The sequence below is a fragment of the Pseudomonas putida group bacterium ESBL64 genome, from assembly GCF_045277175.1.
Lineage (GTDB): Bacteria > Pseudomonadota > Gammaproteobacteria > Pseudomonadales > Pseudomonadaceae > Aquipseudomonas > Aquipseudomonas alloputida.
This window is the reverse complement of the sequence record NZ_CP145799.1, coordinates 572082-588247: the sequence shown is the minus strand read 5'-3', so window position 1 is coordinate 588247 and position 16166 is coordinate 572082. Positions and strand designations below refer to the sequence as shown.

Below are 16166 nucleotides of genomic sequence, written 5' to 3'. Positions count from 1 at the left end.
ATGCTCCCTAACGCCCTCCCCGCGCGCACAGCCAGGCGTTTGCGCCTGCAGGTAATGCGCGGTCGCGTCGGCCTTGGCCTGGTCGCCGCCCTGTCGGTGCTGGCCGGCATGACCGATGCCATCGGCTTGCTGGCACTGGGCGATTTCGTGTCGTTCATGAGTGGTAACACCACACGCCTGGCGGTGGCCATCAGTGAAGCTGACCTGGCCCTTGTGCTACGCCTCAGTGGCGCCGTACTGGGCTTCGTTGCGGGCAATGCGCTGGGTGTGCTCCTGGCTCGCGGATTGCGCCGTCGAGCCTGGCCGGTGCTGTTGGTGGTTGCCGCACTGCTGGCTTTCGCGGCAGCGTGGCCGTTGCCGGCCACCTTCCCTGCGCTGTTGGCGGCCACGCTGGCCATGGGCATGATCAATGCGGTCGTGGAACAGGTGAATGGCCTGCCCATTGGCCTGACTTACGTGACGGGCGCCCTGTCGCGTTTCGGCCGCGGCCTGGGGCGTTGGCTGCTGGGCGAGCGGCGCAATGGCTGGCGGGTCCAGTTGATACCTTGGGCCGGGATGTTGCTGGGCGCCGCGCTCGGCGCCTGGTTGCAACAACACCTGGGCCTGCAGGCGCTGGCCGGCAGTTGTGCGCTGGCCTGCGTGCTGGCATTGGTATCGCGGTTCATACCGCGTTCCTGGCAGCGTGGCTACATGCCGCGCTGATCATTCGATACGCGGGTGCTGCTGTGCCAGTTTTTCGCGCTTGGCTTCCAACTCGGCGATCTGCGCATCGATGTCCTCGATCTTCTGCTCGATGTTGTCGTGGTGCTCCTGCAGCAGTTCACGCGCCTCTTCGATGTCTGACGCCGCAGGGGCGGCGCCGCGCAGGGGCTTGTTGGCGGTTTCCTTCATGGTCAGGCCGGTGACCAGGCCGACAGCAGCGATCACCATCAGGTAATAGGCCGGCATGTACAGGTCGTTTGTGGTCTCCACCAGCCACGCAGCGAGGGTTGGGGTAAGGCCGGCGATCAGCACCGAGATATTGAAGGCGCTGGCCAGGGCGCTGTAACGGATGTGCGTGGGGAACATGGCCGGCAGCGTCGAGGCCATGACGCCGATGAAGAAGTTCAGCAGCACGGCAATGATCAGCAGGCCGGCGAAAATAAGCCCAAGCACCCCACTGTTGATCAGCATGAATGCCGGAATGGCCAAGGCCAGCAGGCCGACACTGCCGACGATGATGAACGGCCGTCGGCCAAACTTGTCGCTGAGCAGACCGATGATCGGCTGCACGAACAGCATGCCGACCATGATCGCGATGATGATCAGCACGCCATGGTCTTCGCTGTAGTGCAGGTTGTGCGACAGGTAGCTGGGCATGTAGGTAAGCAGCATGTAGTAGGTGACGTTGGTGGCGATTACCACGCCGATGCAGGTCACCAGGCTGCGCCAGTGCTGGGTGGCCACCTCCTTGAACGACACCTTGGGCCCGGAGGCCAGGCCTTCACGATCGCCCTGTTCCAGCTTGTCGACGTGCTGCTGGAACGCAGGGGTTTCTTCCAGCGCATGGCGCAGGTAAAGGCCGATGATGCCCAGCGGCAGGGCCAGGAAGAACGGCAGGCGCCAACCCCATTCGAGGAACTTTTCTTCACCCAGCACCGCGGAAATGAGCACCACCACCCCTGCGCCCAATACAAAGCCGGCAATCGAACCGAAATCCAGCCAGCTACCGAGAAAGCCGCGCTTGCGGTCAGGCGCGTACTCGGCAACGAAGATCGAGGCACCGGTGTATTCACCACCCACCGAAAAGCCCTGGGCCATCTTGGCCAGCAGCAACAGGATCGGCGCCCAGATACCAATGCTTGCATAGGACGGTATCAGGCCGATGGCGAAGGTGCTCAGGGACATGATCACGATGGTCGCGGCGAGGATTTTCTGCCGCCCGAACCTGTCGCCCAAGGCGCCGAAGAACAACCCGCCAAGGGGCCGGATCAGGAACGGCACCGAGAAGGTGGCCAAGGCCGCGATCATTTGCACGCTGGGGTCGGCGTTGGGGAAAAACACCTTGCCCAAGGCATAAGCGACGAAGCCATATACCCCAAAGTCGAACCACTCCATGGCGTTGCCCAGCGCGGCGGCCGTGATCGCCTTCTTCATCTTGGCGTCGTCGACGATGGTGATGTCCTTCAGGCCGATTGGCTGGACGCTTTTCTTGCGAGGTTTCATACCCGTATCCCTGTCGATGAATGCTCTAAGGGATCAGATACAACGGGACACTAAATAATTCAGCGCTTACTGTTTTTTTGTGTGTTTGCGGCACCCCCCAACGGCGCCCAAAGAAAAGCCGCTGCAATGGCAGCGGCTTTCATGCCCAAGGCCTGGCTTCAGATACCTTCGCGCGCCAGGTCCATGGCGAAGTAGGTCAGGATCAGGTCTGCACCAGCACGCTTGATTGCGCCAATGCTTTCGCGCACCACCCGGCCTTCGTCGATGGCACCGGCCAGCCCGCCGAACTTGATCATCGCATACTCGCCACTCACCTGGTACGCCGCCAGTGGCAGGCGCGAAGCAGCGCGGATGTCGGCGATCACATCAAGGTAGGCACCGGCCGGCTTGACCATCAGCACGTCCGCGCCTTCCTGCTCGTCGAGCAGCGACTCGCGCACCGCTTCGCGGCGGTTCATCGGGTTCATCTGGTAGCTTTTGCGGTCACCCTTCAGTGCAGTGCCGCCGGCCTCACGGAACGGGCCATACAACGACGAGGCGAACTTGGTCGAGTAGGCCATGATCGCGGTGTCGTGGAAGCCGGCACCGTCCAGCGCGCTGCGGATAGCTTGCACCTGGCCGTCCATCGCCGCCGAGGGGGCAATGAAGTCGGCACCGGCAGCAGCGGCGATGACGGCCTGCTTGCCTAGGTTGGCCAGGGTGGCGTCGTTGTCCACGCCATGGTCATGCAGCACGCCGCAGTGGCCGTGGCTGGTGTATTCGCAGAAGCAGGTGTCGGACATCACCACCATTTCCGGCACGGTGTCCTTGCAGATACGCGACATGCGCGCAACCAGGCCGTTTTCGTTCCAGGTGTCGCTGCCATCGGCATCCAGGTGGTGCGATACGCCAAAGGTCATCACCGACTTGATACCGGCGCGGGCATAGCGCTCGATTTCCTGGGCCAACAGTTTCTCGGGGATACGATTGACACCGGGCATGCTGGTGATCGGCACGAAATCATCGATGCCCTCTTCGACGAAGATCGGCAGGATCAGGTCTTCAAGGCGGAACTCGGTTTCCTGGAAGATCGTGCGCAGGGACTCGTTCTGGCGCAGGCGGCGGGGACGAACGGACGGGAATTGGTTGGACATGACAGCTCCAGGGAATTTGAACGGCGTATACCTTATGCCTGTCGCGCGCCAGTGAAAAGGCTAAATGACGAGATTGTGTCTTGCGTCAATGGCAACGGCCGGGGTTTGCCTGTGTTGGCCTCTTCGCGGGCAAAACCGCGCCCACAAATCCCGTAGGTGCGGGTTTACCCGAGAGGAGGCCGGTACAGGAATAAATTACTGCAGCCAGGGCGGCGTCACTTCCTCTGCCTTGGCCGGCCCATGCTCAGCCTCGGCGCGTGCTGCACGGCGGCGAGCGTCGTCCATCCGGGCGGCGTCGATCTCGCGCATCACCCCGGTTACGTCAGCTTCATGTTCGTCATCCTCGAACACCCCGGTCAACGGGCTGTCGGGCAGCAACTCGCCGGCCTCGTACAACGCCCACATCTCCTGCGCATAGCGGGTGCTTTTCAGCTCCGGGGCAAAGCGCCCGAAATAATGGGCCATGTTGTCCACATCGCGCTGCAGCATGCTGAAGGCATGGTTGTTGGCGGCTGCATCCACTGCCTGCGGCAGGTCGATGATCACCGGCCCGTCCGGGCCGAGCAGCACGTTGAACTCGGACAGGTCGCCATGCACCATTCCGGCGCACAGCATCAGCACGATCTGGCGAATGACGAAGGCGTGGAACGCGCGGGCATCCTCCGCTTCGAGGTGAACGTCGTTCAGGCGCGGGGCCGCATCACCATCGGCATCGGTGACCAGCTCCATCAGGAGCACGCCGTCCTGGAAGTCGTAAGGCTTGGGCACCCTCACACCTGCGGCGGCCAAACGGAACAGCGCTGCCACTTCGGCGTTCTGCCAGGCATCTTCGGCTTCTTTGCGGCCGTACTTGCTGCCCTTGGCCATGGCCCGGGCCTGACGGCTGTTGCGTACCTTGCGGCCCTCCTGGTATTCGGCGGCCTGGCGGAAACTGCGCTTGTTGGCTTCTTTATAGACCTTGGCGCAGCGTACCTCGCTGCCACAGCGCACCACGTACACAGCGGCTTCCTTGCCACTCATCAACGGCCGTAGTACTTCGTCGACAAGGCCGTCTTCGATCAACGGTTCGATTCTTTTAGGTGTCTTCATCAGGCTGCGTTCAGGGTCCTGGCTTTGTTGGCGGACATCCTCTCACAGCCTGATGCGACTTGCTCGTCTGTCTTCAGACCGGACGAATCAGGCGCCCTGCCCTACGCCAGCCACCGCCCCGCCGCGTGCCCGGCGCCGGGTCACCAGCACCCCTGAGCACACCACCAACACCGCCAGCACCATCGTCGAGACCACTTCCAGGCGATGATCCGGGCGGAACAGCATCAATACCAGTACGCCGCTGATGAACAGGATCACGCCCCAGGTCAGCCACGGGAACAGCCACATGCGGTAACCCAGTGTCTTGCCCTGTGCCGTCAGGCGCTGGCGCAGGCGCAGCTGGGAAATGGCGATGACCAGATACACCAGCAAGGCAATGGCACCGGAGCTGGCCATGAGGAAGCCAAACACCTGAGCCGGCACCAGGTAGTTGGCGATCACCGCCAGGAAGGCAGCCCCCGTTGATAACAAGACTGCCACCACGGGTGTACCACTGCGGCTGGTTATCTGGGCACAGGCCGGGGCATCACCCCGGCGGCTAAGCGAATAGACCATGCGCGAGGCGGTGTACAGCGACGAATTGAGGCAACTGGTCACCGACGTCAGCACCACGAAGTCGATGATGGCCTTGGCATTTGGCACGCCGAGGGTGTCCAGCACCGTGACATAAGAGCCTTCGGTCGCCAGGCGTGGGTCGGTCCACGGTACCAATGCGATGACGATGAAGATCGACAGGATGTAGAACAGCGTTATCCGCCAGATCACCGAATTGGTGGCCTTGGAAATATGCTTGCCCGCCTCGTCGGATTCAGCCGCAGCGATGGTCACCACCTCGGCCCCGAGGAACGAGAACATGGTGATCAGCATCGCGCTCAGCACCGCACCAAAGCCGTTGGGCATGAAGCCCCCCGTATCCCACAGGCGCGAGACGCCGCTGACGCCAGCCCCCGGCAACAGGCCGAAAATGGCGCAAACACCCAGGGCGATGAAGCTGACGATGGCCACCACCTTGACCAGTGCCAACCAGAACTCGAACTCACCGTAATTCTTCACGCTGAACAGGTTGGTGGCCGTCAGCAGCAACGTGATCACCAACGACAACACCCAGATCTCCATCTGCGGGACCCAGGAGTTGATGATGGTAGCGGCGATATTGGCCTCGATCGGAATGATCAGCACCCAGAACCACCAGTACAGCCAACCGATGGTGTAACCGGCCCATTTGCCGATGGCGAGGTCAGCGTAGGTTGAGAACGAGCCGGTGTCCGGGGAGGCAACCGCCATTTCGGCCAGCATGCGCATCACCAGCACCACCAGGCCGCCCGCCAGGATATAAGCCAGGATGGTGGCAGGCCCCGCTTCGGCGATGGCGCGGCCAGAGCCGACAAACAGCCCGGCGCCGATCACGCCGGCAATGGACAGCATGGTGACATGCCGTGATTTCAATCCATGACTCAAATTGTTCTTGTGGGTTTGCATGGCGCTACCTTGTTGTTTTTGTCATGCCCACGCAGGGGCCGCCGGCTGCACGTCACCGACGCAGGCGCGAAAAAGCCCGCCCTGCCCTGAATGGTGAGCAGGGCAGTACGGGTTGAGTAAAACGAAACCGCAGGAGGTGTTACCGGGGTGTCAGCTGGCAGCCCTCTGGTTGGCCGACAGGTCGGCCTTGGGGAAGCTGCCGCCCTGCAGGCCGACCTGCTCGCACACCTTCTCGACGATGTAGGCGCCGATCGGGATGGCCGAGGTAGCAGCTGGCGACGGTGCGTTGCACACGTTGACACTGCGTGCGGTGTTGACGAACAGGAAATCGTCGATCAGCTTGCCGTCGCGCGACACCGCCTGGGCACGCACGCCGGCCGGGTAAGGCGTGAGGTCGGCTTTGGTAATGCTCGGGCAGTACTTCTGCACCTGCTTGAGGTACCCGCCCTTGAACAGCGAGTTCTTCATCTCGATCAGGCCCGGGCGGAAGTTCTTCGCCAGCACCTTGAGGATGCCGGGCGTGGTCAGGGTCTGGAACAGGTCGCTGGGGCTGACATCGGTCTTGCGGTAGCCCTCGCGCTTCATCGCCAGCACGGCGTTGGGGCCTACGGTGACGGTGCCGTCGATCATGCGGGTCAGGTGCACCCCCAGGAAGGGCATCGACGGGTCGGGAATCGGGTAGATCAGGTGGTTGACGATCTGATTGTGCTGCTTGGGCAGCAGGTAGTATTCGCCACGGAACGGGCAGATCACGAATTCGGTACGCAGACCGAGCATGCTCACCACGCGGTCGGCCATCAGCCCCGAGCAGGTCACCAGGAAACGGCTGCGCAATTCATCGCGCTGGGTGCGCACGATCACTTCATTTGCCTGTTCCTGCAGGCCAACCACTTCTGCGCCATAGCGGATTTCGCCGCCGGCACGCTGGAACTCTGCGCCCATCGCAGCGGTGACCTGGGCGTAGTTGACGATGCCGCTGGACGGCACGAAGATGCCCCCCATACCGACGATGTTGGGCTCACGCTCGCGCAACTCGTCAGCCGACAGCCAGTAGCGTTCCAGGCCATTGGCCGCCGTGCGCTCCCACAGCGCCTTCATGCGCTGCATTTCCAGATCGTTGGTGGCGACCAGCAGCTTGCCGCACTCATCGAAATGAATGCCGTGCCGGGTGCAGAAGGCTTTGGTCGCCTTGTTGCCTTCCAGGCAGAAGCGCGCCTTGAGGCTGCCGGGGGTGTAATACACGCCGGCGTGGATCACGCCACTGTTATGGCCGGTCTGATGGCGGGCCGGGCCGGACTCTTTCTCCAGCAGGAGAATCTTCGCGTCCGGGTAGACCTTGATCAGGTGCATGGCCGTGGACATGCCCACAATCCCGCCGCCAATAATGATGAAATCGTACACAGCCTTACCTCACACGCAGGCATTGCCTGGCAGGCTCACCAAGGCCCGCACGGGGCCTGGTGGCATTGTTTTGTGCAAAAACGCGTGGGCGAGCGCCCGCCCCGCGCCCTGTCATTATTGCCCGCGCTGGTACAGCGGCTTGGGGAAGGCGACGTAACCACGCTGGCGCATCAGTTCGCGGCGCAGGCCCTCGTGCGGGGTGAAGCGATCGCGGCCATGCAGCCAGAACAGGTTGTTGATCAGCAGGAAACTGCCTACGCCTACCGGCACCGAGACCTTCTTGCCGCTGCCTTCCAGCGACTCGGACAAGGCGTTCAGCCAGATACCTTCCTCGTAGTTTTCCGGCTGCACGAACTGGTCAATGTAGCGCATGGTCGGCCGGCCTTCGGTATCGGTGTCGAATACCGAATGGAACACATCTTCGGCAACCTTTTTGCTCGGCGGTGCGGTCCAGCGCATTTCGCGACGTGCCATCGGGTGACGGAAGAACGCCTCGCACTGCTCCCAGTCGTCCAGGTGCAGCAGCAGCGAGTTGCCGCCTTCCATGTTCTTTTCGTCGATCTTCAGCATCAGCACATAGTCGGTGATCTGGTTCACGAACGTACCGTCGTTGTGCAGCTCCATCACACGGTGCGGCTGGCGCAGGTAGCTGTCGGAGTTGTCGCTGTTGACCACCACGAAGCGCGCATAGAACTGGCCACTCATGGCGTCATAGTTGGAACGGCCGATCAGGTGTGCACAGGCGGTGGTGAACTTGACCATGTCTTCGGCCTGGCTCACGTCATCCAGGCCGATCGGGGTGATCAGCATGCCGCCTGTGGCGCGGTCGAGGATGGTGTTGAGCAGCACCGGGCGCAGCGTGCCCTGGCACAGCTCGTCAAGGATTTCGCCTACACGAAAACGCAGGAACGACTTGTACTCCAATGCCTGCACCGGCCATTGGGCAACGGCCTGCACGAACGCTTCGACAGTTTCCCGGGCAAAGGTCAGTTCCAGCAGGCGCGGCGACTGTTTCGAGGGGGCGATGGTGTAGCCCTGCGGTTCGAGCGGCAGTGGCATGACAAGTTCGTCGATCTGCGTAAAGGCGTTCATGGCAGTGTCCTGGCTAAAAAAGTAGGTGGCGCCGTCCGGTCATGACCTGGATCAGTGCGGGCGAGGTAAAAATATCGCCACTAACTAAAAATGTCTACATTTTTATGTTTCAACGACACTAACCGAGTTTGTCCATTGTTTTTCGTCGGCAGAGGGTTTCGGTATGATCGGCAAAACGTTTTGAGGAACAGGATCTTGGAAGCGCTCGCCCCCCGACAAAACTCAGCATTCAGCGGGTATGAGAGGCTCAAGAAGGACATCATCCGCGGGGTGTTCAAGCCCGGTGAAAAGCTGTTGATGAGCACCCTCAAGGAACGCTACGACCTGGGTGTGGGCCCGCTGCGCGAAGCACTGTCGCAACTGGTGGCCGAGCACCTGGTCAACGCGATCAGCCAGAAAGGCTACCGGGTAGCGCCCATGTCGCTGGATGAGATGAACGACATCTACGACGCCCGCGCCAACCTGGAAGCGATGATCATTGCCTTGGCCATCGAGCGCGGCGATGACGCCTGGGAGGCGTCGGTGCTGGCCCACTCGCATACCTTGGCCAAGGTGGTGGAAGTAAAAACCCGCGAGCAGCGGCTGGATGTGTGGGACGAGCGGCACAAGGCGTTCCATACTGCCATTGCCTCGGGCTGCGGCTCCAAGCACCTGCTGCAGGCGCGCACCTACCTGTTCGACCAGGCCGAGCGCTACCGCCACCTGTGGCTGACGCAGACGGTGTTTTCCGAACAGGCGCTGGCGCTCAAGCGCCAGGAGCATGCGGCACTGGTCGAGGTGATCCTCGCCCGGGATGCCAAAACTGCCAGCGCCATGATGCGCTCGCACCTGATGACACCGGTACCGATCATTGCGCAGATCATGCATGCCGAAGGCATCGGTGCCCGCTAGATGAATTTTTCTTAAATCGCCGGTTGTCTATTCTTTGGCACAATCAGATCTCCATTAGATGCCCAGGAACCAGCATGCCTCGCGTACTGACCATCGAAGACGACGCCGTCACCGGCCAGGAAATCGTCGCCGAACTTACCAGCCACGGCCTGGAAGTGGATTGGGCCGACAATGGCCGTGAAGGCCTGGCCAAAGCCATTGCGGGCGGCTACGACCTGATCACCCTGGACCGCATGCTGCCCGAGGTGGACGGCCTGACCATCGTCACCACCCTGCGCAACCTCAAGATCGCTACGCCGATCCTGATGATCAGCGCCCTCTCCGACGTCGATGAGCGGGTGCGCGGCCTGCGTGCTGGCGGGGACGACTACCTGACCAAGCCGTTCGCCTCCGACGAAATGGCTGCGCGAGTCGAGGTACTGCTGCGCCGTAACAGCGTCCCCATGACCCAGACCCGCTTGCAGGTTGCCGATCTGCAGCTGGACCTGATCAGCCACGAAGCGCGCCGCGGTGACAACACCCTCAACCTGTTGCCCACCGAATACAAGCTGCTGGAGTACCTGATGCGCCACAGCGGCCAGGTGATCACGCGGATGATGATTTTCGAGGAGGTCTGGGGCTATCACTTCGACCCGGGCACCAACCTGATCGACGTGCACATTGGCCGCCTGCGCAAAAAGATCGACTCACCCGGCCAGTCGCCGCTGATCCGTACGGTACGGGGCTCCGGCTATGCCATTGCTGAACCCGTCTAAAGGCTGGAGCTCTTCGACCAGCCGCCTGCTGGCGCTGTACAGCTTTCTGTTCGTGGCCTGGAGCAGCATCCTCATGGGGGTGCTGTACTTCGAGGTATCCAGCTACCTGAACAAACTCACCCGTCACTCCATGCTGCAACGCCAGCACCTGTTCGCCCACATGAGCGGCAAGCAACTGGACGACGCCCTGATTGCCAGCCAGGCCTTCGAGGAGCGCAGCTTTGACGCCTACGGCCTGTTCGATAGCCAGCTCAACCCGATTGGCGGCACCGTGCGAGCCTTGCCCCCAGAGCTCAGACTGGACGGCAAGATCCATGAATTGGAACGCTGCCTGGATGCCGACGACCCACGCATGCCCCGCGACAGCTGCGACGCGGTGGCAATCAAGGTACAGGATGGCCGGTGGCTGGTGCTGGTGCGTGACAATGGCTCGTTGTTCGTGGTTACCCGGATCATCCTGCACGCCCTGCTCTGGGGCATCTCGCTGACCCTGATCCCGGGTTTTGCCGGTTGGTACCTGCTACGGCGCAGGCCGCTCAAGCGTATACGGGCGATCCAGGCCCAGGCCGAACTGATCGTCGCCGGCGACCTGACCCACCGCCTGCCACTGTCGGCCCGTCGCGACGAGCTGGACATGCTTGCGGCGATCGTCAATGCCATGCTCGACCGTATCGAACGGCTGATGCATGAGGTCAAGGGTGTATGCGACAACATTGCCCATGACCTGCGCACACCGCTGACCCGTCTGCGCGCCCAGCTGTACCGTATTCGCCAGCAAAGCGACGTGGATTCTGCGCAAGCCGAAGCGCTGGACCAGGCCATCGGCGAAACCGACACCTTGATGGCGCGCTTTCGCGGGTTGTTACGCATCAGCGAGCTGGAAGACCGCCAGCGCCGCGCCGGCTTCGTCCAGCTTGACCCGCATGAACTGCTGGTAGAACTGCACGATTTTTACCTGCCATTGGCCGAAGATGGCGGCATTCATCTGCAATTGCACCAACCTGCGCAGCTACCGGCACTGCACGGCGATCGCGAGCTGCTGTTCGAGGCGTTGGCGAATCTGGTGGGCAACGCGATCAAGTTTACGCCCGAGGGTGGTCGGGTGCGCATAAGCGCCACGCTGGATGACAACGGCGTGCACATGGCGATCGAGGATAGCGGGCCAGGTATTCCCGAAGAAGAGCGGACGGCCGTACTGAAACGGTTCTATCGCAGCGATGAAGGCCACCGCCATGCCGGCTTCGGGCTGGGGTTGTCGATCGTGGCGGCAATCGTCGACCTGCATGGGTTCGGGCTGGAGATTGGCGAAAGCGAATTGGGTGGGGCCAGGCTGGTATTGCACTGCCCGCTTGCGGGCCTAGTGAAGTAAAAGCGGGGGCCGCTTTGCGGCCCTTCGCGGGCACGCCCGCTCCCACAGGTTGGCGCGACATTTCAAGTGTGCGCTATCCCTGTGGGAGCGGGCATGCCCGCGAAGGGCTGCAACGCAGCCCCAGTTGCTTTAGTCAGCCAGGCGCCAGGTCGTCGTGCCCTTGCTGTCTTCCAGCACTACACCCATGGCGGTCAGCTGATCGCGAATGCGGTCGGACTCAGCCCAGTTCTTGTCCGCACGCGCCTGCAGGCGCGCCTGGATCAAGCCCTCGACTTCAGCCGCATCGACCTTGCCTTCGGCACCGGCACGCAGGAAGTCATCGGCCTCCAGCTGCAGCACACCCAGCACATCACCCAGCTCGCGCAGTCGACCGGCCAGGCCAGCAGCAGCCTCCACGTCGCTGTCGCGCAGGCGGTTGATCTCGCGCACCAGGTCGAACAGAACGGCACAGGCTTCAGGGGTGCCAAAGTCGTCGTTCATCGCCACGCTGAAGCGCTCGACAAACGCTTCGCCACCCTTGGCCGCCACCCGTGGCAGGCCGCGCAGGGCGTGGTAGAAGCGCTCCAGCGCGCCCTTGGCGTCACGCAGGCTGTCTTCCGAGTAGTTGATCGCGCTGCGGTAGTGGCTGGCCACCAGCAGGTAGCGCACCACCTCCGGGTGGTACTTCTCGAGCACGTCGCGGATGGTGAAGAAGTTGTTCAACGACTTGGACATCTTCTCGCCGTTGATACGGATCATGCCGCAATGCATCCAGGCGTTGGCGTACTGCTTGCCGGTGGCCGCCTCGCTCTGGGCAATCTCGTTCTCGTGGTGCGGGAACTCCAGGTCGCTGCCGCCGCCGTGAATGTCGAAGCTCTCGCCCAGGCAGCAGGTGGACATGACCGAGCACTCGATGTGCCAGCCCGGGCGACCCGGGCCCCATGGCGATTCCCAGCTTGGCTCGCCCGGCTTGACGCCCTTCCACAGGACGAAGTCGAGCGGGTCCTGCTTGGCTTCGTCGACCTCGATGCGTGCACCGATACGCAGGTCTTCGATCTTCTTGCGCGACAGCTTGCCGTAGCCGACGAACTTGCCGACCCGGTAGTACACATCGCCATTGCCTGGCGCGTAGGCGTACCCTTTGTCGATCAGGGTCTGGATCATCGCGTGCATGCCAGCGATATGGTCGGTGGCACGCGGCTCCTGGTCCGGCGGCAGAATGTTCAGGCGGCGCTCGTCTTCGTGCATCGCGTCGATCATGCGGGCGGTCAGGGCGTCGAAACTTTCGCCGTTCTCGTTCGCCCGGTTGATGATCTTGTCATCGATGTCGGTGATGTTGCGCACATAGGTCAACTCGTAGCCGCTCTTGCGCAGCCAGCGGGTGACCAGGTCGAACGCCACCATGCTGCGGCCATGGCCCAGGTGGCAGTAGTCGTACACGGTCATGCCGCACACGTACATGCGCACCTTGTTGCCATCCAGCGGCTTGAAGACTTCCTTGGTTTTGCTCAGGGTGTTGTAGATGGTAAGCACGGCGGTTCCTCAGCTGCCCCAGGAGTCACGCAGGGTGACAGTGCGGTTGAACACCGGGCGGCCCGGCTGGCTGTCTTTCAGGTCGGCGCAGAAGTAGCCTTCACGCTCGAACTGGAAGCGGTCCTCGGGCTGCGCCTGGGCCAGCGACGGCTCGGCACGGCACCCGCTGAGTACTTGCAGCGAAGCCGGGTTGATGTTGTCCAGGAAGCTGCCGCCCTCCTCGGTCTTTTCCGGGTTCGGCGAGCGGAACAGGCGGTCGTACAGACGCACTTCGCACTCGACGCTGCCCTCGGCCGGCACCCAGTGGATCACGCCCTTGACCTTGCGGCCTTCCGGGTTCTTGCCCAGGGTGTCCGGGTCGTACGAGCAACGCAGTTCGACGATATTGCCGTCGGCGTCCTTGATGGCTTCGTCAGCACGAATCACGTAGCTGCCGCGCAGGCGCACTTCACCGGCCGGTTCCAGGCGCTTGTAGCCCTTCGGCGGCTCTTCCATGAAGTCGTCGCGGTCGATGTACAGCTCGCGGGAGAACGGCAGCACACGCACGCCCATGTCTTCCTTCGGGTGACGTGGCAGCTCAAGCTGCTCGACCTGGCCTTCAGGGTAGTTGGTGATGACCACTTTCAGCGGGCGCAGCACACACATCGCGCGTGGCGCGGTGCGGTCCAGGTCGTCACGGATGCTGAACTCGAGCATCGACATGTCGACCACACCGTCGGAACGGTTGGTGCCGATCATTTCGCAGAAGTTGCGAATCGAAGCCGGCGTGTAGCCACGGCGACGGAAGCCGGACAAGGTCGACATGCGTGGGTCGTCCCAGGCGTCGACGTGCTTCTCGTCCACAAGCTGCTTGAGCTTGCGCTTGGAGGTAATGGTGTAGTTCAGGTTCAGGCGGCTGAACTCGTACTGGCGCGGGTGTGCCGGCACCGGCAGGTTGTCGAGGAACCAGTCGTACAGCGGACGATGCCCTTCGAACTCAAGGGTGCAGATCGAGTGGGTAATGCCCTCGATGGCGTCCGACTGGCCGTGGGTGAAGTCGTAGTTGGGGTAGATGCACCACTTGTCGCCGGTCTGGTGGTGGTGGGCATGGCGAATGCGGTACAGGATAGGGTCGCGCAGGTTCATGTTTGGCGAGGCCATGTCGATCTTGGCCCGCAGCACACGCTCGCCGTCCTGGAATTCGCCAGCCTTCATGCGGGCGAACAGGTCGAGGTTTTCTTCCACGCTGCGCTCGCGGAACGGGCTGTTCTTGCCCGGCTCCTTGAGGTTGCCGCGGTATTCCTTGGCTTGCTCAGGGGTGAGGTCGCAGACGTAGGCCTTGCCGCGCTTGATCAGCTCGACCGCCCAGTCGTGCAACTGATCGAAATAGTCGGAGGCATAGCGCACGTCGCCGGCCCAGTCGAAGCCCAGCCACTTCACATCGCTCTGGATGGCGTCGATGTACTCCTGGTCTTCCTTGGCCGGGTTGGTATCGTCGAAGCGCAGGTGGCAGACGCCGCCGAATTCCTTGGCCAGGCCGAAGTTGACGCAGATCGACTTGGCGTGGCCGATGTGCAGATAACCATTGGGCTCCGGCGGGAAACGGGTGACGATACTGCTGTGCTTGCCCGAGTCCAGGTCGGCCTGGATGATCGGCCGCAGGAAGTTCGCAGGGACAGCGGGGGCGCCTTTGGCAGCGGCGTTGGGCGCGTTGTCGGCAGTGGGCTTGCTCATAGGATCCTTGAATGCGTGTGTCCAGCCTGGGTAGGCCGATTGAATCAAAGGGCCTATCATAGCCGAAGCAGTCAAGCTGCTGACAGTCGGGCCCGGACAAACTGATGTGATTTATCACGGCTTTTTGCCGCAGCCTGGCAAAATGGCCAGTGCGCGCCATGTGTCGTGATCGCCTGAACATACGTCAGGTGATAACCGGCGCCCTGCGCACCCTAATTTCTGATTGCCTTGAAAGAGCGAGTTTCAGCATGTCCAAAGTCAAACTGACCACCAACCACGGCGACATCGTCCTGCAACTGGACGCCGAGAAAGCGCCACTGACTACCGAAAACTTCGTTCAGTACGTCAAGGACGGCCACTACAATGGCACCGTATTCCACCGTGTGATCAAAGGCTTCATGATCCAGGGCGGCGGCTTCGAGGCCGGCATGAGCCAGAAGAAAACCCGCGCCAGCATCCAGAACGAAGCCGACAACGGCCTGAAGAACAAGAAGTACAGCATTGCCATGGCCCGTACCATGGAGCCGCACTCCGCCTCGGCGCAGTTCTTCATCAACGCCTCCGACAACGACTTCCTCAACCACAGCGGCAAGAACGTGCAAGGCTGGGGTTATGCCGTATTCGGTGAAGTGATCGAAGGCCGTGAAGTGGTCGACGCCATCGAAAAAGTGGCCACCGGTTCCAAAGCTGGCCACCAGGACGTACCGAAGGACGACGTGATCATCGAGAAAGCCGAGATCATTGAGTGATTCTGCTGATCTCTGATCTGCACCTGCAAGAAGAACGCCCGGATATTTCCCGGGCGTTTCTTGATCTGCTCGATGGCCGCGCCCGCCACGCCAAGGCCCTGTACATCCTTGGTGACTTCTTCGAAGCGTGGATTGGCGACGATGCCATGACGCCCTTCCAGCAGTCGATCTGCCAGGCCATGCGCCGGCTCAGCGACAGTGGCACGGCCATCTACCTGATGCATGGCAACCGTGACTTCCTGATTGGCCAGGCCTTCTGCGATGCCGCTGGTTGCACCTTGTTGCACGACCCCAGCGTGATCGAGCTGGGCGGTGAACAGGTGCTGCTGATGCATGGCGACACCCTGTGCACCCGCGACCTGGGCTACATGAAGATGCGCCGCCTGCTGCGCAATCCGCTGAGCTTGTGGATCCTGCGCCACCTGCCGCTGTCGGCCCGCTACAAGCTGGCACGCAAGCTGCGCAGCGAAAGCCGCACGCAAGTGCGGATGAAGTCCACCGAAATCGTCGACGTCACGCCAGAGGAAGTCCCCAAGGTAATGGCGGCGCATGGCGTGCGCACCTTGGTGCATGGCCATACCCATCGGCCAGCGATTCACAAGCTGGTGGTCGATGGCCAGCCGGCACGGCGTATCGTACTGGGCGACTGGGACCGCCGCGGTTGGGCCTTGCAGGTTGACGAGCAGGGCTTTCAGCTGGCGCCGTTCGAGTTTTCCTGACCCGGCGGGTCGCCTTCTTCGCGGGTAAACCCGCTCCCACAGGCTCCGCATCAACGCTG

General features: G+C 62.1%; 14 protein-coding genes. 6 read left to right on the top strand and 8 right to left on the bottom strand.

Annotation, left to right across the window (positions count from 1 at the left end):
* Window positions 1–702: a YoaK family protein gene (locus V6093_RS02605; RefSeq protein ID WP_003248091.1), complete on the top strand. Its 702-nt coding sequence runs from the start codon at window positions 1–3 to the stop codon at window positions 700–702.
* On the opposite strand, the gene proP is transcribed toward V6093_RS02605, so the two are convergent.
* From proP to glaH, 6 genes are all read right to left on the bottom strand, one after another.
* Window positions 703–2205, bottom strand: a complete 1503-nt coding sequence (proP, locus tag V6093_RS02600) for a glycine betaine/L-proline transporter ProP (protein WP_047604954.1) — start codon at window positions 2203–2205, stop codon at window positions 703–705.
* A gap of 158 nt (window positions 2206–2363) precedes the next feature.
* Window positions 2364–3338, bottom strand: a complete 975-nt coding sequence (gene hemB / locus V6093_RS02595) for a porphobilinogen synthase (protein ID WP_010953815.1) — start codon at window positions 3336–3338, stop codon at window positions 2364–2366.
* 195 nt (window positions 3339–3533) lie between these two features.
* Window positions 3534–4427: a PA4780 family RIO1-like protein kinase gene (locus V6093_RS02590; RefSeq protein WP_003248085.1), complete on the bottom strand. Its 894-nt coding sequence runs from the start codon at window positions 4425–4427 to the stop codon at window positions 3534–3536.
* A gap of 87 nt (window positions 4428–4514) precedes the next feature.
* Window positions 4515–5906, bottom strand: coding sequence for a GABA permease (gabP, locus tag V6093_RS02585; RefSeq protein WP_406669691.1), 1392 nt, complete (start codon window positions 5904–5906; stop codon window positions 4515–4517).
* Between the two features lie 150 nt (window positions 5907–6056).
* Window positions 6057–7307, bottom strand: coding sequence for an L-2-hydroxyglutarate oxidase (gene lhgO, locus V6093_RS02580; protein ID WP_019751791.1), 1251 nt, complete (start codon window positions 7305–7307; stop codon window positions 6057–6059).
* Window positions 7308–7421: 114 nt separating this feature from the next.
* On the bottom strand, window positions 7422–8399 hold the full coding sequence (glaH, locus tag V6093_RS02575; protein ID WP_003248080.1) for a glutarate dioxygenase GlaH: 978 nt from the start codon (window positions 8397–8399) through the stop codon (window positions 7422–7424).
* 195 nt (window positions 8400–8594) lie between these two features.
* On the opposite strand from glaH, the gene csiR reads away from it, so the two are divergent.
* From csiR to V6093_RS02560, 3 genes are all read left to right on the top strand, one after another.
* Complete coding sequence (gene csiR, locus V6093_RS02570; RefSeq protein WP_088512232.1) at window positions 8595–9290, top strand: DNA-binding transcriptional regulator CsiR; 696 nt, start codon at window positions 8595–8597, stop codon at window positions 9288–9290.
* 74 nt (window positions 9291–9364) lie between these two features.
* Complete coding sequence (locus V6093_RS02565) at window positions 9365–10045, top strand: response regulator transcription factor (RefSeq protein WP_003248078.1); 681 nt, start codon at window positions 9365–9367, stop codon at window positions 10043–10045.
* On the top strand, window positions 10023–11414 hold the full coding sequence (locus tag V6093_RS02560) for a HAMP domain-containing sensor histidine kinase (protein ID WP_012052534.1): 1392 nt from the start codon (window positions 10023–10025) through the stop codon (window positions 11412–11414). Before V6093_RS02565 ends, V6093_RS02560 begins: the two co-directional genes overlap by 23 nt.
* A 129-nt stretch (window positions 11415–11543) precedes the next feature.
* On the opposite strand, the gene cysS is transcribed toward V6093_RS02560, so the two are convergent.
* Together cysS and V6093_RS02550 are read right to left on the bottom strand one after the other, a co-directional pair.
* Window positions 11544–12926 (bottom strand): cysteine--tRNA ligase, encoded by a 1383-nt coding sequence (cysS, locus tag V6093_RS02555; protein WP_014591235.1) that lies wholly within the window; start codon window positions 12924–12926, stop codon window positions 11544–11546.
* Window positions 12927–12935: 9 nt separating this feature from the next.
* Window positions 12936–14639 carry a glutamine--tRNA ligase/YqeY domain fusion protein gene (locus V6093_RS02550; protein ID WP_003248073.1) on the bottom strand — a complete coding sequence of 568 codons (1704 nt, stop codon included), beginning with the start codon at window positions 14637–14639 and terminating at the stop codon, window positions 12936–12938.
* 248 nt (window positions 14640–14887) lie between these two features.
* Between V6093_RS02550 and V6093_RS02545 the strand changes: the two genes are divergently transcribed.
* Together V6093_RS02545 and V6093_RS02540 are read left to right on the top strand one after the other, a co-directional pair.
* Window positions 14888–15388 (top strand): peptidylprolyl isomerase, encoded by a 501-nt coding sequence (locus V6093_RS02545; protein ID WP_003248071.1) that lies wholly within the window; start codon window positions 14888–14890, stop codon window positions 15386–15388.
* A complete protein-coding gene (locus V6093_RS02540) occupies window positions 15385–16107 on the top strand; it encodes a UDP-2,3-diacylglucosamine diphosphatase (protein ID WP_047604957.1) in 723 nt (240 codons plus the stop codon). The genes V6093_RS02545 and V6093_RS02540 overlap by 4 nt, the downstream gene beginning before the upstream one ends.
* Window positions 16108–16166 lie beyond the last annotated feature (59 nt).